Consider the following 20,782-nt stretch of genomic DNA (forward strand, 5'->3'; position numbering starts at 1 on the left):
CTGGAATCACACGGGCTCCGATCGGCACCCGAACCAGACCTCAACGAAGGGAGGGACCGCTATGACCACGCTTTCCGCACCGCAGACCGCACCGCGCAATGTGCGCTGGATTCTGCTGGGCGTCATGCTGGCGATGCTGCTGGGCATGCTCGACAACATGATCATCGGCACCGCCATGCCGACGATCGTCGGTGAACTCGGCGGCCTCGAACACCTGTCGTGGGTGGTATCCGCCTACACCCTGGCCACCGCCGCCTCCACACCCATCTGGGCCAAGCTCGGCGATCTGTTCGGCCGCAAGAACAACTTCCTGGCCTCGATCGTCATCTTCCTGATCGGTTCCGGCCTGGCCGGCGCAGCGCAGAACATGGATCAGCTCATCGGCTTCCGCGTACTACAGGGCATCGGCGCGGGCGGCCTGGCCGCCGGTGCGTTCGCCATCATCGGCGAACTCATCCCGCCGCGGGAACGCGCCAAATACATGGGCATGACCGCCTCGGTCATGGCCCTGGCCACCATCGGCGGCCCCCTGGTCGGCGGCTTCGTCACCGATCACGCCGGCTGGCGGTGGGCGTTCTACCTCAACCTGCCCCTCGGCTTGATCGCACTGGTGTGGTGCTACACCACGCTGCACCTGACCGCCCGGCGCCCGAATGCCAAGATCGATTACCTCGGGGCGGCGCTGCTGACCGTCACCATTTCCGCGATCGTGCTCGTCACCACCTGGGGCGGCACCGAATACGCTTGGGACTCACCGCAAGTGCTCACGACAATCGCCGTCGCGGTGCTCGGCCTGCCCGCGTTCATTTGGTCGCAGACCCGCGCACCCGAACCGATCATCCCGCTGAGCCTGTTCACCAACCGCAACTTCGTGCTCACCTCGGTGCTGTCGGTGGTGGTCGGTGTGGCCATGTTCGGCGCGGTCAGCTTCCTGCCGCTGTTCCAGCAGACCGTGCAGAGCGCCTCGGCCTCGAACTCCGGACTATTGCTGCTGCCCATGATGGTGCCGATCATCGTGGTCTCGCAGATCGCGGGCCGGGTGATGAGTAGGACCGGCCGCTACAAGATCTTCCCGATCCTCGGCGGCGTACTGCTCACCGGCGGCAGCATTCTGCTGGCCACCATGGACACCGGCACCAGCCGGCTCACCTCGGGCATCTATATGGCGATGCTGGGCGCGGGCCTGGGCTTCCTCATGCAGATGACGGTGCTCATCGCACAGAACAGTGTGGAGATGAAGAACATCGGCGCCGCCTCGGGCACCGCGACCCTCTTCCGCACCCTGGGCGGATCGTTCGGTGTGGCACTGTTCGGCGCACTGTTCAACCGGCAGATCACCAATTCGATGACCGGACACGGTGGCCACGGCGGACAACTCGATCCGGCGAAGCTGGGTTCGCTACCCGCCTCGCTGCGTGATGCGTACCTGCACGGTGTGGCCTCCGGCATGCACAGCATCTTCACCTGGTCCGCCGTGCTCTGCGGAATCGGCCTGGTCGCGGCGCTCTTCCTCGTCGAAGTTCCGCTGCGCCAAGCGGGTCCGCCCGCCGCAGCGCCTGCGAAGGAGCCGGAGAAGGCACCGGCGCGATAGCTTCGGGCCCCTTCCCCACCGCGCGATCTCATCCCGCAGACCATCGCGGTACCGGCGTTCGGCCCGCACCCCATTCGGGTGCGGGCCGTTTCCCGTCGCTGTACGACTACGCGGCGGCTACCACCTTCTCCAGACTGTCGTGCATGCTCGCCCAGCCGGGGCTCATGATCGAGCGCGTGCGCTGCGACACCGCATCGTCGGGATCGAATCCGGTGTGACTGAAGATGATTCGGGTGCCATGCCCCTCGGGACGCAATACCCAGCTCATGATCCAGCCGGAATCCGCCTCCATCTGGGCATCACTCCAGGTGATGCGAAGCAGTTCCGGGGCAATGACTTCCAGCACCCGGCCGCGAATCTCACCGGAGAAGTTCTGTCCCGGCATGGGCTGGGTCTTCATCTCGAAATGATTGCCCGCCACCGGTTCGAAGCCGATGGGCGCCATCATCCACTGCCCCATGAGCTCCGGCGTGGTGAGGGCGCGCCATACCTTCTCGGGCGGATGCGGATAGAAATGATCGAGTTCGATCGCGGTCAGGTTGTCGCTCATCGGGTTTCCTTCTCATCGGGATGGTCGGGCATGGCGTCGAGCACCGCACCCAGGGCATGCAGGCGCTGACGCCAGAAGCGCTCGAACGGATCGAGCCAGGACTGCAATTCGTGCAGCGGGTGCGGTTCGACGCGATAGAACCGCTGCCGCCCGCGCTTGTCCTCCTCGAGCAGCCCCGCGTCCCGCAGCACCTTCAGGTGTTCGGACACGCTGGGCCGGGCCATATCGAAGCGCTCGGCAATGGCCTGCACCGATTGCTCGCCGTCGAGCAGCAGCTCGAGAATGTCGCGCCGGGTCGGATTGGCGAGCGCTCCGAACACCAGGTCGGCACTGCCGGATTTCGTGCGGTAGGGCATGACCCAATATAGGTAGGCTTTTCCCTACCTGTCAACCGTAGGTTTTTTCCTACCCTTTCGCGGCGAAAATAGGCCGCGGAGTCACCCGAACCCCACGGCCTATCGAATCGCTGGTCTAGCCGGAGTTGCGCAGGGCTGTGGACAGGCCGTTCATGGTGAGCAGGATGCCGCGTTCCACCAGTTCGGAGTCGTCTCCGGCACGGCGGCGGCGCAGCAGGTCCACCTGTAGTTGGTTGAGGGGTTCGAGGTAGGGGAAGCGGTTGTGGATGGATTCGGCGAGGGCCGGGTTGTCCGCGAGTAGTTCGTCGGTGCCGGTGATGGCGGCGTGCATGCGCACGGTGCGGGTGAACTCATCGCAGATCATGCCGAAGATGGTGTCCCGCAGCGCTTTGTCGGGAACCAGATCTGCGTAGGTCGCGGCTATGTCCATATCCGCCTTGGCCATGACCTGGGCCAGATTGGACATGATGGTGCGGAAGAACGGCCAGCGCCGGTAGAGATCCGACAGTGCGGCCAGGCGGTCCGGATCATCGCCGATCCACTGCTCGAAGGCGGTGCCGGTGCCGTACCAGCCGGGCAGCATGACCCGGGACTGGCTCCACGCCATCACCCAGGGGATGGCGCGCAGGTCGTAGACGGAGTTGGTGGGCTTGCGGGAGGCGGGCCGGCTACCCAGATTGAGGTCGGCGACCTCCGCGATAGGCGTTGAGGCACGGAAGTATTCGACGAATCCGGGGGTTTCGTGCACCAGTCGCGCGTACGCCTGGCGAGCCAGCTCGGCCAGCTCGTCGAGAACCTCGTAGGAGGCTTCGGCCTCACTGCCCAAGCCCTCCACATCGAGCAGGGTGGATTCCAGGGTGCCCGCGACCAGAGCCTCGAGATTGCGGTACGCGGTACCCGGATCGGCGTATTTGGTCGAGATGATCTCGCCCTGTTCGGTCAGGCGCAGCGAGCCGCGCACGGCCCCGGCGGGCTGGGCGAGGATGGCGTCATAACTGCGGCCGCCGCCGCGGCCGACGGTGCCACCACGACCGTGGAAGAGCCGCAGGCGAATTCCGGTCTTCCGGGCGGTGTCCACCAGATCCAGCTCGGCCCGGTACAGCGCCCAGTTGGCGGCCAGGTACCCGCCGTCCTTGTTCGAGTCGGAGTAACCCAGCATCACCTCCTGCTGCATACCGCGCGCCGCGACCAGTCGCTGATAGGCTGGCACCTCCAGTGCCGCGGAAAGGATTTCGGCGCCACCGCGCAGATCGTCGATGGTCTCGAACAGCGGCACCACACCGACCGTGCTGGACGGCGGAGTGTTCGCATCGCCGGGATCGAGAATGCCCGCTTCCTTGAGCAGCAGCGCCGCCTCCAGCATGTCGCTGACCGAGGTGCACATGCTGATGATGTAGTTGGGCACGGTATCCGGGCCCAGATCGTCGATGGCGCTCTTGGCGGCGCGCACCACCGCGAGTTCCTTGGCCGCCAGCTCACTGAGCTGCGCCATGGGTCCGACAAGCGGGCGGCGCGTGGTCAATTCGGCCGCGAGCAGTTCCACCCGCTGCTCCTCGTCGAGCGAGGCGTAGTCCGAATGCACTCCGGCCCAGGCGAACAGCTCGGCCACCACCTGCTCATGCATTTCCGAGTTCTGCCGCAGATCCAGACTCTGCAGATGAAAGCCGAAGGTCTCCACCGCGCCGCGCAGCGCGGCCAGCTGATCATCGGCGAGCAGACCGTCACCGGAGGCGCGCATGGCCGCGTCGACCACATTCAGATCCGCGAGCAGCTCCTCGGGCCCGGCGTACGGCTCGGCGACGACATCTATACCGTCCGAAGGGATTTCGCCGAGCGAGCGGCGCGCCGCGGCACTGAGCCGAGCCCGGATGGCGCGCAGTGCGCGGCGATACGGTTCATCGGCGCGCTGCGGGGAGTCATCGAATCCGGCGCCGGCCAGCGCCGCGAGCTCCGGTGTCACCGGTACCAGCCGCGCCGACTGTGACATCGACTTCTCCAGCTCCACAATGGATTTCAGATACCGCTCGAAGACGAGGGCGCCCGCCCGGTGGGTGGCCCGGTGCACCACCTCGGCGGTCACGAACGGATTGCCGTCCCGATCACCGCCGATCCAGGAGCCTGGCCGCAGGATCGGCCGCGACAGCAATGCATGCTCCGGCCAGCGGGCCCGCAGTGCCGCCCGCACCTCGTCATTGATCTTCGGAATGACCTCGAACAGCGTGAGGTCGTAGTACCGCAGGCCGACCTCGATCTCGTCCTGAATCCGCAAGCGCGCCAATCGAATCAGCGCCGCCCGCCAGAGCTGCAGCACCTGCCGCCGGATATCGGTGTCGATGACGGCGAACTCGGGTTCGTGCTCGCTGTAGCGCTGCCGCCGGCGCATGAGTTCGGTGATGCGCGACTGCACATCGAAGATGGTGCGCCGCCGGGTCTCGGTCGGATGCGCGGTGATGACCGGTGAGACGAGGGCGTCGGTCAGCAGATCGACGACCGTATCGGCAGCAGGCGGTGCGGCGTCGAGCTTGCGGTAGGTGGCGGCCAGGCTGGAATCCTGGGGCAACTCCCCCGCCGCGATATGCACGGCGCGGCGACGGTCACGCTGCAGGTCCTCGGCCAGATTGGCCAGCAGCAGAAAGTGACTGAAGGCGCGGATCACCGGAATGGCGGTATGGATATCGACCCCGCGCAGCATGTCGGCGACGGCACTGCGCTCCACCTCCGACCTTCGCACCTTGAAGGCTTCCACACGGACCCGCTCGATGAGGTCGAAGACCTCCGGGCCCTCGTGGTCGCGGATGGTGTCCCCGAGAATCCCGCCCAGGAACCGGATATCGTCGCGTAGCGGCGCGGTGGCCGTCTCGATCTGATCTTCTCGCACTACGTTCACCTCTCCACACAGCGAATTTTGTTGGTTCTCAACCCATTCGTGCTGTTCTCAGTCCGTGCTGTTCTCAACCCATCCGGCGCGGACCGCTTTCGAACCTGTTGGGTTCCGGCCCGATGCGCACCCGCCCGTAGAGCACCGCGGCGCCCTCCGGTGAGGCCATAATGGGCTCGCACTGCAGTTCCCGCACCTCGGGCAGGTCATCGCAGAGCGCCGAGATGCGCTGTGCCAGTTCGGCGAGCGCATCCTTGTCCACCGGCTTGCCGATATCGCGGCCGCGCACGGTCCCCGAGAGCAGCGGGGCAGCGCGCGGTGCGTCGATCAACTCCGCCGATTCGTCCTCGGTCAGCGGCAGCGCCCGGTACACCCGGTCACCGAGCAGATCGATAATGGTGCCGGACAGGCCGAAACTGATCACCGAGCCGAACGACGGATCGTCCTGCACCCGGAAGCCACAGCCCACGCCCTTGGTGGCCATGCGCTGAATGTGCACCGGATTGCCGGAGATCTCGGCCAGTTCGGTGAAGGCCCGCCGCACCTCGTCCGGACGCCACAGATCCAGCCGCACCCCGGTCAGGTCGGGCCGATTGCGCCAGATCTCGCCGGTCGCCTTGGCCGCCACCGGATATCCGAACTGTTCGGCGGCGAGCACCGCGGTCTCGGCATCGAGCACCTCCCGGAATTCGACAATGCGAATTCCGTAGCAGCCCAGCAGCTCCGCGGCCTCCAGATCCGCGAGCCAGTGATCGGTCTCGGAGGACATCCATGCGGCGACCAGTTCACGAGCCCGGACGGTGTCCACGCCGCCGGGGCGGGCGACCTGCGATACCGGCCGCGTACGCCAATCGGCGTAGCGGCGCACCCGGGCAAGCGCCCGCGCCGCACGCTCCGGATCACCGTAGGACGGAATGGATCCGCGCTCCAGCATGCCGCCGGGCCCACGGGTCGCGAGCAGATTGGACATGCCCTGATCGGCGACGAAGGTGGTGAGAACCGGTGTCGCCGGATCGGATTGCGCGCCCGAACGGATGGCCTCGGCGAAGGCCGCCACGGCGACCGGCACCGGCGGTGAGTAGACGACGATGACCGAATCCACCGCACGATCGGTGACCGCCGCCGCCACCGCCGTCAGGAAGTCGGCCGGACCGGCCTGCGGCCCCAGGTGAATGGGCTCCTGCACGGTGAGCCCCTCACTGCGTCCGGCATCCACCGCGAGCCAGTTCAGAGCCGCGCTATTGCCGATCACCGCCAGTCGCGGTCCCGCCGGCAGCGGCTGATAGGCCAGCAGCATGGCGCAGTCGAAGAGTTCGGTAATGGAGTCGACCTGGATGATCCCGGCCTGCGCGAACAGATTGCGCACCAGCGAGCGATCCAGATCCTGCTCCCCCTCCACCCGCACCACATTGCGGCCACTGCTCACGGCCACAATGGGTTTGGTGCGCGCCACCCGGCGGGCGATGCGGGAGAACTTGCGCGGATTGCCGAAGGTCTCCAGGTACAGCAGCACCACATCGGTGCCGGGATCGCTGTCCCAGTACTGCAGCAGATCATTGCCGGAGACATCGGCGCGATTACCGGCCGAGACGAAGGTGGACAGCCCGAGCTGCCGCGCCGCCGCCTCACCGAGGATCGCCGCACCCAAAGGTCCGGACTGACAGAAGAATCCGATGCGCCCGCGCCCGGGCAGCACCGGCGCGAGAGTGGCGTTCAGCGCGACCGCCGGATCGGTATTGGCGATCCCCAGCGCACTGGGCCCCACCACCCGCATGCCGTGCGCGCGCACGGCATCGACGAGTTCGCGTTCGGCGTCGAAGCCGTGCGGACCGGTCTCGGAGAAACCGGCGGTGAGCACCACCAATCCCTTGACGCCCTTGGCCATACAGTCGTCGAGCACCGACCCGATTTCGGCCGCGGGCACCGCGATGACGGCCAGATCGACCTCGTCCGGAATATCGCGCACGGTCGGATAGGCGCGTACCCCGCGCACCGCGGTGCGCGTGCGATTCACCGGGAACACCGGACCCTGGAAGCCGCCGGACAGCAGATTGGCCAGCACCGCGCCGCCGACCCGGGTGCCGGACGGCGTCGCGCCGATGACCGCGACCGAGCGCGGCGTCAGCAGATTGCCGACACTGCGCGCCTCCGAGGCGTGTTCGCGCGAATCCCGCACCGACTGCAGCGCTTCGGTGGGGTCGATGGCGAATTCGAGGTGCAGCACCGAACCGTCGCGACTGCGCTGCACCTGATATCCGGCATCGCGGAACACCTGCACCATGGCGTTGTTCTCGGCCAGCACCTCGGCGACGAAGGTCTCGATATCGTTCTCCGCGGCAGCCCCGTTGAGATGCTCGAGCAGGATGGAACCCAGACCCCGGCCCTGATGGTGATCAGCGACCACGAACGCCACCTCGGCCGAACGCGGCCCCGGCCGATCGGGCAGATACTCGTAGCGGCCGACGGCGATGATGTCGTCGCCTAGCTCGATGACCAGGCCCACCCGGTCGCGGTAGTCGACATGGGTGGTGCGGTACAGGTCTTTCGGCGTCATCCGCGGGTACGGCCCGAAGTAGCGCAGATACCGGGTGCGGTCGGAGAGCCCCGTGTGAAAGCGCTCCAGACCGGCCGCGTCCTCGGGCGTGATCGGGCGCAGCCGCACCACGCCGCCGTCGGAGGCCAGCACGGCGGCGAACCAATGTTGCGGGGGCGGCGGCGGATTCGCCGGTGTGCCGGGTGTGTCCGCGGGCAATAGCGGCGGGGTCGAGGGGACCGCCGGATCGGCAGATTCAGTCACGGGGATCCTCCGGATCCAGGCCGAGCAGCCCGAAAGTCGCGCGGCGTGTTGCCAATACGGATGTGTCCAGGGCGCGCCGCGCGCGGTCGGTCCGCTCATCGCCGGTCTCGCGGCCACCGCCGGGGCCGTCCCAGCGTTCGAAACCGGTATCGGCGCCGTCGCCCATGGTGCCGGGCGGCGCGACGGTGGGCGCGTACGCCTCGACCAGTTCCTGCCATTCCCGCGGAATCACGGTATCGGGATCGATCGTCCGGTCCAGCGCGGTGGCCAGCAGATGGGTCCAGGCCCGCGGCACCACCCGGATCAGCCCGTATCCCCCGCCGCCGACCGCGAGCCAGCGGCCCTCGGCATAACGATCGGCCAGATCACGCATGGCGATGAAGGCCGCGCGCTGCCCGTCGACGCTCAATTCCAGATCGGCGAGCGGGTCCTCCCGATGGGTGTCGACACCGCACTGGCTGATCACGATCTGCGGCCGGAAGGCCGCCAGCGCGCCCGGGGCGACCGCATGGAAACCGCGCAGCCACAGCGGGTCCCGGGTGCCGGGCATGATCGGCAGATTGATGGCGGTGCCCTCGGCCGCGCCCGCGCCGGTCTCCTCCGGCCATCCGGTATTGGGCCACAGCGTCGCCGGATGCTGATGGATCGACAGCGTCAATACCCGTGGATCGCCGTAGAACACACGCTGCACGCCGTCACCGTGGTGCACATCCACATCGAGGTACGCGATGCGATCGAAGCCATTGTCCAGCAGCCACGAAATCGCTACCGCCACATCGTTGTACACGCAGAATCCGGCCGCCGAATCCGGCATGGCGTGATGCATGCCGCCGCCGATGCTGACCGCCCGGCGGGTGCGGCCGGCCGCGATCTCCTGTGCCGCCGCGAGCGTGCCGCCGACAATCACCGACGCCGCCTCGTGCATATGCGGAAAGACCGGATTGTCGGCCGAGCCGAGCCCGTACGGCGGTGCGGCGGGCATAACGCCCGCCGGTTGCTGAGCGTGCTTGACGGCCTCTATGTAGTCATGGGTGTGCACCCGCAGCAGTTCCGCATCCCCGGCCGCGACGGGGGTCAGGGTCTCCACCCCCTCCAACAGTCCCAGACTGCGGGCCAAAGCCATGGTGAACTGCAGCCGGACCGGCCGCATCGGGTGCTCCGGTGTCCACGTGTAATCGAGGAACCGATCGGTCCATATGACGGTTCCGTCTTCACGCGCGCGGCCAGGCATACTTGCCACGCTAGTGCGTCCGCTGCACTCGGAGGCTATGGACACTGTGACGCCGGAAACCCATGGGGAACACGCAGGCCGTCCTCGGTGTTGACTCGGAGTTCGCGAAATAAGCTGCAGCCCGGTGTAGCCGCCGCGCATGGGTAGAATTCGTGCCGACGAAGGGGTTAACAGGTGAAGGATCTGGTCGACACCACGGAGATGTACCTCCGTACCATCTACGACCTCGAGGAGGAGGGTGTCACGCCCCTGCGCGCTCGCATTGCCGAGCGCCTCGAGCAGAGCGGTCCGACGGTGAGCCAGACGGTCGCGCGGATGGAGCGCGACGGTTTGCTGACCGTTGCCGGTGACCGCCACCTCGAATTGACCGATAAGGGCCGCGGCATGGCGGTTTCCGTCATGCGCAAGCACCGGCTGGCCGAGCGGCTGCTGGTCGACATCATCGGCCTGGACTGGGAGAACGTGCACGCCGAGGCCTGCCGCTGGGAGCACGTCATGAGCGAGGAGGTCGAGCGCCGCCTGGTCGAGGTGCTCAACAACCCCACCACCTCGCCCTACGGCAATCCCATTCCCGGACTGGACGAACTGGGCGTACCGCCCCGCTCGGGCGCCGAGGAGAAGCTGATCCGCCTCTCGGACCTGCCCTCGGGCCAGGCCGCCGCAGTGGTCGTGCGCCGTCTGTCCGAGCACATCCAGACCGATCCCGAGGTCATCGGCCAGCTGCGCGAAGCCGGCGTGGTGCCCGACGCCCGCGTCAATGTGGAGACCCGGCCGGGTTCGGTGGTCATTCTGGTGCCGGGCCACGAAGGCTATGAACTGTCCGATGAGATGGCGCATGCCGTCCAGGTGAAGTTGGTCTGATCCGTGAAACTTCTCGTAACCGGAGGCGCAGGCTACGTCGGTGGCGTCTGCGCGCAGGTTCTGCTCGAAGACGGCCATGAGGTGGTTGTCGTCGATGATGTTTCGACCGGTAATGCCGACGGGGTTCCCGGGGGTGCGAAGTTCATCGAGGGCGATATCGCCACGGTGGGCGTCGAGCTGATCGGGTCCGAATCCTTCGACGGCGTGCTGCATTTCGCGGCCCAATCGCTGGTCGGCGAGTCGGTGGTGCAGCCGGAGAAGTATTGGCACGGCAATGTGGTGAAGACCCTGGCGCTGCTGGAGGCGATGCGCGAGGCGGGCACCCCGCGCCTGGTGTTCTCCTCCACCGCGGCGGTGTACGGCGAACCGGAGCAGGTGCCGATCGTCGAGGACGCGCCCAAGCGCCCGACCAATCCCTATGGTGCGTCGAAGCTCTCGATCGACTACGCCATCACCTCGTACGCCGCGGCGCACGGGCTGGCGGCCACCAGCCTCCGGTATTTCAATGTGGCCGGCGCGTACGCCGGGCTCGGCGAGAACCGCATGGTGGAAACCCATCTCATCCCCCTCGTGCTGCAGACGGCGCTGGGCCATCGGGAATCGATCTCGGTCTTCGGCACCGACTATCCGACGCCGGACGGCAGTGCGGTGCGCGACTACATTCACATTCGCGATCTGGCGCAGGCGCATCTGCTGGCGCTGGCGCAGTCACAGCCGGGCAAGCACCGCATCTTCAATCTCGGTAGCGGTACCGGTTTCTCGGTACGCGAGGTGATCGACTCCTGCCGGCGCGTGACCGGCCTGCCGATCACCTCGGTGGAGGCGCCGCGCCGGGCAGGCGATCCGGCGGTGCTCGTCGCCTCCAGTGCGCTGGCCACGGCCGAACTCGGCTGGCGACCCGAGCACACCGATCTGGACGAGATCGTCGCCGACGCGTGGGAGTTCCTGCGCTCGCTCGGCAATCGCGCGCACAGCGCCCGCTAGCACCGAATCACCGCGCGGCGCCGCGGATCTCACGGGTGCTCGGAACGCAGATCGACACCCAGATCCGCGGCGGCCTCGCGGCCGGCATCGGCGAGCCGGCGCAGCCGCTGCGGCGGCATACCGGTCTGCAATCCGATATCCAGCAGGTTGGCCATGCGGTGCGCGGGATCGGAATTCAGCGCGGCTTCCAGGGCGATACCGGCGAGCGGACCCTCCCCGCGCGCATAGGCGGCGTAGCCCAGCAGCATGGCCGCCTCGGCCCGATCCGGATCGGGCAGCGCCCGCGTCAATTGCAGCCACAGGGTTTCGGCGGCGCGGGCATGCGGACCTGGTACGAGACCGAAGAGAATATCGCGCACCGTCGAATCACGCAGTGCGACAGCCATTTCCGCAAGTTCCCGCGCATTCGGCAGCGTTCCCGCCTCGATGGCGGACAGCCACCTCAGCACGTTCCGGACGGCCGCGCGGCTGTAGGACTCCGGTTCATCGCGCCGCACGGCCTCGGCGAGCCGATGCGCGGCAGCCTCGGCGGCGGCGTCCAGCAGCGGCCGGAATCGTTCCCGGACAGCCGCGTCCACCTCGATCACATCGGTCAGCTCCGCCCGGGAGCCGCGCAGCGGCCGACCCGCCAGCACATGCCGGAGGGTGACCAGCGAGGTCGCCGGATCCGGTTGCCGACCGCGCCGCGCCGGACCCAGCAGACTCCACCACGGCAGCTCCGGGCCGATCGCGCGCACGGCCCACGCCCCGGCCAGCGGCACCGCCGCGGCGTCCAGGCGATGTTCCAGCGCACACACCAGATCTCGATGCCGGCGCGACCGCACCCCTCGATGCCGTTCGACCGGCGCGGTGGCGCGATCGTCGACGATCAGGGCCAGCACCGCGGCGGTGGTATCGCGCACGCAGACCCCCGCGACCCGTTCGACGAGCTGTCCGGTGGCCGCGCGGCCGGGACTGTCCAGATCCATCCGGGCCACCACATCGATTGTGGCCGTGCCGGGTTCGTCCACCGCCTCCCGAAGCACGGTCACCACCAGTGACCGGGCGGGCATGAATCCGAGCATGGCGGGCACCGCCGCGATGAAGTCGCCCGGATTCCGCAGATGCGGCTCCGGTTCGGATCCGCCTGCGGAATCGATGAACTCGGGATCGCCATGGCCAGGCTCGCTATGACCGGGATGGCTGTGCTCGGGACCGATACGGTCAGAATCGGTGTACTCAGGATCGGCGTGCTCGGGACCGATGAAGCCGGGATCGCCGTGCTCGGGATCGGTGCGGCCGGGAGGCGTTGGTTCGGCGGGAGTGGTCATGGAGTCGAGCGTGCGCGGCGGCGCCGTCACCACCGCGACATCCACCAGCGGTTTTGCCCGGCCTGTGGACAACCGGTCGCGCCGTGCGTAATTCGGCGTGGCGCGGAGCCCGGCAGCGAATATCTGTCGGACCCCGTTGTTACCGTGCGGGCAGATCGGAAGAAATGAAACATATTTGTTTCATTTCACCCGATCGCCCCTCACCCCGCTGCTACAGTCCCGCTCGGAAGTTACTCCGGACGCGCGGCGGCCAAGATCTCGAGGTAGTGCGGATTGGTCATGATGCCCAGTACATTGCCGAACGGATCCACCACGGCGGCGGTGACAAATCCGGTGCCCTCACCGCGCGCGGTGATCGGCTCGTACTCCTTCGCCCCCATTTCCAGCAGCCGTTCGAAGGTGGCCGCGACATCATCGACATGCCAGTTCACGATCTGACCGCCCGGCTGGTCCGGCGTCGTGGCCGCGTATTTGCGATTGATGAGACCGAGCTCGGCCTGGTAGTCGCCGATGCGGAACTCGTAGTACCCGCCGGGAACGGTGAAATACGGTGCGACGCCGAGGAATTCGCTGTACCAGTCCTTGGCTGCCTCCAGGTCGTCGGCGAAGTAGTTGACGGTGGCCATTCCACGCAGCATGTCGATCTCCTCATTGGGTTCCGCTGGTCGATACATCCATCATCGGCCGCAAAGTGCTCACCGAATGAGCACTTTTATTGGGAGAATTTCTCTCATGCGAGCCGATCGATTGGTAGCCACGCTGCTGTTCATGCAGACCCGCGGCCGGGTGACCGCTGCCGAGGTCGCCACCGAACTGGAGGTCTCGGTGGCCACCGCCCGCCGCGATCTGGAAGCCCTGTCCACGGCCGGGATTCCGGTGTACCCGCAGCCGGGGAGAGGCGGCGGCTGGGCACTGGTGGGCGGAGCGCGTACGGACCTGAGCGGTTTGACCGCCACCGAGGCGCAGTCCCTGTTCCTGCTCCTGGGCCCGATGGCCACCGCCACCCCTGCCACCCGATCCGCACTGCGGAAACTCTTGCGCGCCCTGCCACCACCGTTCCGCCTCGAGGCGGAGGCGGCCGTCGGCGCGGTGATCGTGGATCCGGCGCGCTGGGGCGAACGCGACGAACAGGCCCCACCACTGGTCGATCAGCTGCAGGCCGCGGTGGTCCGCCGCCGCCGGGTGCGATTCGACTACGGGCGTGCGGGCATTCGCACCCAGCGCACGGTCGACCCGTGGGGCCTCGTCGACAAGGACGGCATCTGGTACCTGGTAGCCGGAACCGACCGGGGGCAGCGGACTTTCCGCGTGGACCGCATGACGGAGGTCGAGGTGACCGCCGAATCCGCGCATCGCCCTGCGGATTTCGACCTCACCGCCGCCTGGTCGGAGGTGGTCGAGCAGGTGGAGCAGCACCGGTCGACGCTGTCCGCCACCGTGCTCGTACCCACCACGCTGCTTTCGGTGCTGCGCCACCAGCAGGGGCGGCACTGCGTGGTGGACGGTCCCCTACCCGACGGCCGCGTGAGCGTACGCATCACCGCGCCCACGCCGCTCATGATCGCCCAGCAATTGGCCGGTTGGGGAACGGCTTTGGAAGTGACCGAGCCGGAGTCGGTACGCGCCGAACTGGCCCGGCTGGGCACCGAACTCTCGGAGCGCTACCGGCTGCCGTGAGACGCCCGTTCCACAGTCATGCCATAACCGAATCATGTTGCAGCACTTTTCATTTCACGAAATATCAGGCTCACTCGCTGTTACAGTCCGCCCGGCGCCTGTCGGAGGCGCCGGAAGGAAGTACGCAATGACGAGAACACTTCGCACCGCGAGCATTGCCGCCCTGCTCACCGCACTCGCGGGGCCCACCCTGCTGGCCGGACCCGCCGCCGCCGATATCACCGATGTCAGCGTTGTCGGCGTCACCCCCGGATCGCAGTGCACCGTGACGGACGGCTGCACCATCATCGCCGGGGTGTCCGGCAACAACCGCTACGACCAGGTGCAATTCCTGATCAATGGCGCAGTCGTCGGATCCGCCACGCCGGTAGCCAATTCCGGTGTGGTCACCGCGACCTTCGCCTGGCACCCGACCAGCCCGGGCCCGGTCATGGTCGGAGCGACGCAGGGCACCTCCTCGTCGGCGGTCAGCTATCTCGTCGGCGGTGGCGGTTCGGCCTGCTCATGGCTGCCCAGCGGTTCGGCCGGCAGCGGTTCGGCGAGTGGCTCCGGCGGCAGCGGTTCTTCCAGCCTGTCGGGCGGAACCGGTTCGGCGGGTAGCGGATCCGCGGGCAGTGGTTCGGCCGGCAGCGGCTCCGCCTGCTGATTCGGTACGCGGGAGCCGGAACAGGCAGGGGGTCGGCTCCTCCCCGGGGGACATCCGCGCTTGTCCCCGACCGGGATTCAGCCCTTGCGCACCTTGCTCACCGCGGTGGTGAACAGGGCATCGAGAGCCTCGGTATCGGCCTTGCCATCGGTGAACGACATATAGGTCACATTGATCCGCACATTCCCGATCTGACCGAGCAGCGTCTGCATGTGCCGGGTGATACCCGCACTGCCGGACTCGGATTGGACGGTGCGCCGCAGCGCGAGGGTGTCGTCGGCGTTCAACGGCGGCGGCGGGTCCAGTTCGGTGGTGATGGTCGCGGTGGTTCCGGAGTGGCCGACGCGCACGGTCCCGCAGCGCTGCAATTGATCTCGCAGCGTGGACAGCGGCTGGTCGGTGCGCACCAATTCGACGGTGAGGGTCGCGCGGGTGGAATCGTCGGTGCCGACGGAGACAGCGGGTCCCGCGGTCGGGGCGCTCGGCGCACAGGTGGCCGGATCGATCTGAGCCCCGGGCAGAATGCCGTCCAGATCGCCTGCGGCTTGGCCGGCGGCATCGATCGGCAGCGTCACCGCCGTGTAGCGGGCGGGAAATTGGGAGGCTTCCGGCAGTAGCCGAGCCAGTCCACTATCGGTTTGCACTGTTGTCACCGAACTTCTGTTACCGACCGGATGGCCCGATACCGTGGTCCCGCAGGCCGCCAGCGCCACACCCACAATCGCGACCCCGAGGGCACGGAGAGGCCTTCGGCACAGCGGGTGGGCAGGCCTGCGGCAGGGCGCGATCACGTGTCCACTATGCCGAATTTCTGCTGATCACAGCGAATGCCACGCCGCGCGGCGAGCCTGCCGGGAATGCGTGTCCCGGTGTCACGCGTTGCACTCGCGGTGCGGGCAGTGCACGACCGCTCGGCGCATGAGGGACAATGGTTTCTAGGTCGCGCATGTGGGCCACGCAGGAAGGAGCACGCGATGGACTACGAGTCGCGAATGTACGAGCTGGAGTTCCCCGCTCCGCAGCTGTCGTCCGCCGACGGTGCTGGTCCGGTACTGGTGCACGGGCTGGAGGGTTTCACCGACGCCGGTCACGCCGTGAAGTTGGCCACCACGCATCTGCGGGAGAGCCTCGAGAGCGAACTGGTCGCCTCGTTCGATATGGACGAGTTGCTGGACTATCGCTCGCGTCGGCCGCTGATGATGTTCAAGACCGATCACTTCTCCGAATACACCGAGCCCGAGCTGAATCTGTGGGCGCTCAAGGACACCGCGGGCACCCCGTTCCTGCTGCTGTCCGGGCTGGAACCGGATCTGCGCTGGGAGAAGTTCGTCACCGCGGTGCGCCTGCTGTCCGAACAGCTGGGCGTGCGCCGCACCATCGGCCTCAGCGCCATCCCCATGGCCATTCCGCACACCCGTCCGCTCGGGGTCACCGCGCACGCCAGCAATAGCGATCTGATCGGTGATCACCAGCGCTGGCCGGGCGAGCTGCAGGTTCCCGGCAGTGCGTCCTCGCTGCTGGAGTACCGGATGGCTCAGCACGGACACGAGTCGGTCGGCTTCTCGGTGCATGTGCCGCACTACCTGACCCAGACCGCCTATCCGGAGGCCGCGCAGACGCTGCTGGAGAATGTGGCCGAGAACGCGGGCCTGGAGCTGCCGCTGGCGGCGCTGAGCGAATCGGCCGCGCGGGTGCGCGAGCAGGTCAATGAGCACATTTCCGGTAACTCCGAGGTGGAGAATGTCGTGCAGGCGCTCGAGCGGCAGTACGACAGCTTCGTGACCGCGCAGGAACGGCAGTCCAGCCTGCTCGCCAGCGATGCCGATCTGCCCACCGGCGATGAGCTGGGCGCGGAGTTCGAACGCTTCCTGGCCGAGCAGTCCGGGTTCACCGAGGGCGAGAGCACCGACGGCGGCGAGCCGCGCTGAGTGACCGTCGGCGAGTGCTGAGTGACCGTCGGCCGGCCGCGCTGAGCAACGGTCGGCGAGCCACACTCGGCAATACTCGGCCGACGCCGGGTAGTGGCGGCCGAAGTCGGGCAGACCGCCCAGTAACGTAGTGCCCCGTGCAGTTATCCGAACTCGTCCCCGACCAAGCCGTACCCGATGTGGACCCGGATTGGCTGTACGAAACCTTCTCCGAGTGGGCCGGGTCGCAGGGTCTGACCCTGTATCCGGCGCAGGAGGAAGCGCTGCTCGAGCTGTTCACCGGCGCGAATGTCATTCTGGCCACGCCGACCGGCTCCGGTAAGTCGCTCGTCGCGATCGGCGCGCACTACGCCGCGCTCAATCGCGGGCAGCGCAGTTACTACACCGCGCCGATCAAGGCACTTGTCAGCGAGAAGTTCTTCGCGCTGTGCGAGGTCTTCGGCGCGGACAAGGTCGGCATGGTCACCGGCGATGCGGCGGTCAATCCGGATGCGCCGATCATCTGCGCGACGGCCGAGATCCTGGCCAATCTGGCGCTGCGCGAGGGTTCGAGCGCCAATGTCGGCCAGGTCATCATGGACGAGTTCCACTATTACGCCGATCCGGATCGCGGCTGGGCGTGGCAGGTGCCGCTCATCGAACTGCCGGGCGTCCAATTCCTGCTCATGTCCGCCACTCTCGGCGAGATGGAATTCTTCGGCGAGGATCTGCAGCGCCGCACCGGACGCGATACCGCCATTGTCTCCGGCGCGGAACGACCGGTGCCGCTGAGCTTTTCGTATGTGAAGACCCCCATCACCGAGACCCTCGAGGATCTGGTGACGACCAGCCTCGCCCCGGTCTACGTGGTGCACTTCACCCAGGCCTCGGCCATGGAGCGCGCACAGGCGCTGATGAGCGTGAACTTCGCGTCCAAGGCGGAGAAGGACGCGATTGCCCAGGCGCTGGGCGAATTCCGCTTCGCCACCGGATTCGGCAAGACCCTCTCGAAGTTCATCCGGCACGGGATCGGCGTCCACCATGCGGGCATGCTGCCCAAATATCGGCGGCTGGTGGAGAAGCTGGCGCAGGACGGACTGCTGAAGGTGGTGTGCGGCACCGACACTCTCGGCGTCGGCATCAATGTGCCCATTCGTACCGTGCTGTTCACCGGGCTCACCAAGTACGACGGTGTGCGCACCCGCCGCCTGAATGCCCGTGAGTTCCATCAGATTTCGGGCCGCGCGGGTCGCGCCGGATTCGACAGCATGGGCACCGTCTGGGTGCAGGCGCCCGAGCACGAGGTGGAGAACGCCAGGCGCATCGCCCGCGCGGGCGATGATCCGAAGAAGCTCAAGAAGGTCCAGAAGACCAAGCCGCCCGAGGGTTTCGTGTCCTGGTCGGAGGAGACCTTCGACCGGCTCATCGCGGCCTCGCCGGAGCCGATGGTCTCCCGCTTCAATGTGACCAACGCCATGCTGTTGAATGTCATTGCGCGCAAGGGCAATTGCTTCTACGCCATGCGGCATCTGCTGGAAGACAACCACGAACCGCGGGCGGCGCAGCGCAAGCACATTCTGAAGGCCATCAAGCTCTATCGCGCACTGCGCGATGCCGGGGTCGTGCAGCAGCTCGACGAGCCCGACGAGTTCGGCAGGCATGCCCGGCTCATGGTGGATCTGCAGCGCGATTTCGCGCTCGATCAGCCGCTGTCGCCGTTCGCGCTGGCCGCGTTCGAACTGCTCGACAAGGAGTCGCCCACCTACACCGTGGATGTGATCTCGCTCATCGAATCGACCCTGGAAGACCCGCGGCAGCTGCTCATGGCGCAGCAGCACAAGGCGCGCGGTGTGGCGGTCGCGGAGATGAAGGCCGACGGGATCGAATACGAGGAGCGTATGGAGCTCCTGGAGGAAGTCACCTGGCCCAAGCCGCTCGGCGAGGAGCTCATCTACCCGGCCTACGAGACCTACAAGGCCGGTCATCCGTGGATTTCGGAGTTCGAGCCCTCCCCCAAGTCGGTCGTGCGGGAGATGGTCGAGCGCCAGCTCACCTTCGCCGAACTGGTCTCGCAGTACGAGCTGGCGCGCTCGGAGGGCGTGGTGCTGCGCTATCTCGCCGACGCGTACCGCGCGCTGCGGCGGACCGTGCCGGAGCAGGCGCGCACCGAGGAGCTCGACGACATCACCGAATGGCTGGGCGAGCTCATCCGCCAGGTCGATTCGAGCCTGTTGGACGAATGGGAGCAACTCACCAATCCGGGCGCCGAGACCGATACCGAACAGGTCGCCTTCGGCGCGGAGACCGTCCGGCCCATCTCGGCCAATGAGCGCGCCTTCCGGGTGCTCATCCGCAATGCCCTGTTCCGCCGGGTCGATCTGGCAGCGCTGCAACGCTGGGACGCGCTGGAGGAGTTCGGCGACGAGCTGGATTGGGAGACCGAACTCGAGCCGTACTTCGACGAGTACGAGGAGATTCGCACCGGCCCGAACGCGCGCGGCCCGAAGCTGTTCCAGGTGGAGCAGCGGGGCGAGTTCTGGCATGTGCGCCAGGTGCTCGACGATCCGGCCGGCGACCACGGCTGGTCCATCGACGCGGTCGTTGATCTGGCCGAATCCGATGCCGCGGGTGAAGTGGTTTTCGACGAAGTGACGGTCGTAGCGGGCTGACGTTCGCACTACCGCGGACGCACGCTCACGCTGCAGCGGTCACACTCTCGTAAGGTCGCGGGCCCGTTCACAGCGGGCCCGCCGCGTTAAGGTGACGTAATCGAACCTTCGCCAGTTCGTTTTCCAGGGCCAACCGCTGCTATTCTCGCTGGCTGTTGCCCGAGGCCGTTTCGGCGGCCCGAACAGTGGGGAGTTCCCTTAGATTGACCGTTTCAAACTCGGCCGAGTCGCCCCGTCTCGTCATCGACCTGAACCTGGTGCGTGCCAACTACCGCGCCCTGCATGCCGCGCTACCCGCAGCGCGAATTCGCTTCGCCGTCAAGGCAAGTCCCCTACCGGAGATCATCCGGCTACTCAATGACGAAGGCGCCGAGTTCGACGTCGCCAGCGTCGGCGAAATCGACCTGTGCCTCGCGCAGGGGGTTGATCCGGCGGTCATGTGCTACGGCAACCCGATCAAGAAGGCCTCCCATATCGCCGCGGCGTACGCGGCCGGGGTGCGGCGCTTCGCCTCCGACTCCGAGGGCGATCTGGAACGCATTGCCGAGCATGCGCCCGGCTCCGAGGTCGAGGTCCGATTCCTGGCTTCGGCGCCGCAGTCGCAGACGCCGTTCGGCGCCAAGTTCGGTTGCGCCCCCGGCGAAGCCGCGCAGCTACTGGTGCGCGCGCGCGATCTGGGTCTGAAGGTCGGCGGACCGTACTTCCACGTGGGCTCACAGCAGCTCGATCCCATCGCCTGGCAGATCGGTATCGAACAGGCAGGCGAGATCGCGGAAGTGCTGGCGGTCAAGGATATTGCCGTCTCGACGGTGAATATCGGTGGGGGACTACCGATTTCGTATGCCGACGCGGCCCCCGGCGTGGACGAGCTGGGCGCGGTCATCGCCGCGGCGGCCGCCCGCCATCTCCCGGAACACACCGCACTCATCGTGGAACCCGGTCGCGCCCTTGTGGGTAACACCGGTGTGATTCACGCCGAGGTGGTGAATGTTCGCCAGGCGCCGGACGGACGGCGCTGGATATACCTCGATATCGGCCGCTACAACGGCATGGCCGAAACCGAGAACGAGTACATCGCCTACCGCTTCCAGACCGACCGCGACAGCGATCCGATGGACGAGGCGGTGGTCGCCGGTCCAACCTGTGACGGCGACGATGTACTGTATCAGCGCACGCGGGTCCTTCTACCGACCACGTTGCGAGCCGGTGATCCTGTTCGGATCCTCGAGACCGGCGCCTATACGGCGAGCTATTCGTCGGTGTCCTTCAACGGTTTTCCGCCTTTGACTGTTCATGTCACTGGCGCTGAGCGAGAGTGAGTTTAG

General features: G+C 67.1%; 16 protein-coding genes. 8 read left to right on the forward strand and 8 right to left on the reverse strand.

What is annotated here, in order from left to right; translation table 11 throughout:
• Positions 1-61 precede the first annotated feature (61 nt).
• Positions 62-1,591, forward strand: a complete 1,530-nt coding sequence (locus ABZX86_RS07725; protein ID WP_355121086.1) for an MDR family MFS transporter — start codon at positions 62-64, stop codon at positions 1,589-1,591.
• Positions 1,592-1,697: 106 nt separating this feature from the next.
• Here the strand turns inward: ABZX86_RS07725 and ABZX86_RS07730 are convergent, their stop codons facing one another.
• From ABZX86_RS07730 to ABZX86_RS07750, 5 genes are all read right to left on the reverse strand, one after another.
• A complete protein-coding gene (locus ABZX86_RS07730) occupies positions 1,698-2,141 on the reverse strand; it encodes an SRPBCC domain-containing protein (protein ID WP_355121088.1) in 444 nt (147 codons plus the stop codon).
• Positions 2,138-2,497, reverse strand: coding sequence for a metalloregulator ArsR/SmtB family transcription factor (locus ABZX86_RS07735; RefSeq protein WP_355121090.1), 360 nt, complete (start codon positions 2,495-2,497; stop codon positions 2,138-2,140). The genes ABZX86_RS07730 and ABZX86_RS07735 overlap by 4 nt, the downstream gene beginning before the upstream one ends.
• 115 nt (positions 2,498-2,612) lie before the next feature.
• On the reverse strand, positions 2,613-5,375 hold the full coding sequence (ppc, locus tag ABZX86_RS07740; RefSeq protein WP_355121092.1) for a phosphoenolpyruvate carboxylase: 2,763 nt from the start codon (positions 5,373-5,375) through the stop codon (positions 2,613-2,615).
• A 73-nt stretch (positions 5,376-5,448) separates the two neighbouring features.
• Positions 5,449-8,127, reverse strand: coding sequence for a GNAT family N-acetyltransferase (locus ABZX86_RS07745; protein ID WP_355121323.1), 2,679 nt, complete (start codon positions 8,125-8,127; stop codon positions 5,449-5,451).
• Between the two features lie 37 nt (positions 8,128-8,164).
• Positions 8,165-9,403: an acetoin utilization protein AcuC gene (locus tag ABZX86_RS07750; protein WP_355121094.1), complete on the reverse strand. Its 1,239-nt coding sequence runs from the start codon at positions 9,401-9,403 to the stop codon at positions 8,165-8,167.
• A gap of 174 nt (positions 9,404-9,577) precedes the next feature.
• Here ABZX86_RS07750 and ABZX86_RS07755 point away from each other — a divergent pair, with 174 nt between their 5' ends.
• Together ABZX86_RS07755 and galE are read left to right on the forward strand one after the other, a co-directional pair.
• Positions 9,578-10,264: an iron dependent repressor, metal binding and dimerization domain protein gene (locus ABZX86_RS07755; RefSeq protein WP_355121096.1), complete on the forward strand. Its 687-nt coding sequence runs from the start codon at positions 9,578-9,580 to the stop codon at positions 10,262-10,264.
• Between the two features lie 3 nt (positions 10,265-10,267).
• Positions 10,268-11,248 (forward strand): UDP-glucose 4-epimerase GalE, encoded by a 981-nt coding sequence (gene galE / locus ABZX86_RS07760; RefSeq protein WP_355121098.1) that lies wholly within the window; start codon positions 10,268-10,270, stop codon positions 11,246-11,248.
• 29 nt (positions 11,249-11,277) lie between these two features.
• Here the strand turns inward: galE and ABZX86_RS07765 are convergent, their stop codons facing one another.
• A complete protein-coding gene (locus tag ABZX86_RS07765; protein WP_355121100.1) occupies positions 11,278-12,630 on the reverse strand; it encodes a DUF4192 domain-containing protein in 1,353 nt (450 codons plus the stop codon).
• Positions 12,631-12,788: 158 nt separating this feature from the next.
• On the reverse strand, positions 12,789-13,196 hold the full coding sequence (locus ABZX86_RS07770; RefSeq protein WP_327145139.1) for a VOC family protein: 408 nt from the start codon (positions 13,194-13,196) through the stop codon (positions 12,789-12,791).
• A gap of 94 nt (positions 13,197-13,290) precedes the next feature.
• On the opposite strand from ABZX86_RS07770, the gene ABZX86_RS07775 reads away from it, so the two are divergent.
• Positions 13,291-14,235: a WYL domain-containing protein gene (locus ABZX86_RS07775; protein ID WP_355121102.1), complete on the forward strand. Its 945-nt coding sequence runs from the start codon at positions 13,291-13,293 to the stop codon at positions 14,233-14,235.
• A 127-nt stretch (positions 14,236-14,362) separates the two neighbouring features.
• The gene (locus ABZX86_RS07780; RefSeq protein ID WP_355121104.1) at positions 14,363-14,881 is read left to right on the forward strand and encodes a hypothetical protein; all 519 of its coding nucleotides are present in this window, start codon (positions 14,363-14,365) and stop codon (positions 14,879-14,881) included.
• 77 nt (positions 14,882-14,958) lie between these two features.
• Here the strand turns inward: ABZX86_RS07780 and ABZX86_RS07785 are convergent, their stop codons facing one another.
• Positions 14,959-15,534 carry a DUF5642 family protein gene (locus tag ABZX86_RS07785; protein WP_355121106.1) on the reverse strand — a complete coding sequence of 192 codons (576 nt, stop codon included), beginning with the start codon at positions 15,532-15,534 and terminating at the stop codon, positions 14,959-14,961.
• Positions 15,535-15,855: 321 nt separating this feature from the next.
• On the opposite strand from ABZX86_RS07785, the gene ABZX86_RS07790 reads away from it, so the two are divergent.
• The 3 genes from ABZX86_RS07790 to ABZX86_RS07800 all read left to right on the forward strand — a co-directional run bounded on the left by ABZX86_RS07790 (position 15,856) and on the right by ABZX86_RS07800 (position 20,776).
• A complete protein-coding gene (locus tag ABZX86_RS07790; protein WP_327145135.1) occupies positions 15,856-16,809 on the forward strand; it encodes a PAC2 family protein in 954 nt (317 codons plus the stop codon).
• Between the two features lie 137 nt (positions 16,810-16,946).
• Entirely contained in the window at positions 16,947-19,457 is a 2,511-nt protein-coding gene (locus ABZX86_RS07795; RefSeq protein ID WP_355121108.1) for a DUF3516 domain-containing protein, read from the forward strand.
• 242 nt (positions 19,458-19,699) lie between these two features.
• Entirely contained in the window at positions 19,700-20,776 is a 1,077-nt protein-coding gene (locus ABZX86_RS07800; RefSeq protein WP_355121325.1) for a type III PLP-dependent enzyme, read from the forward strand.
• Positions 20,777-20,782 lie beyond the last annotated feature (6 nt).

This window comes from Nocardia sp. NPDC006630 (assembly GCF_040611495.1).
Taxonomy (GTDB): Bacteria; Actinomycetota; Actinomycetes; order Mycobacteriales; family Mycobacteriaceae; genus Nocardia.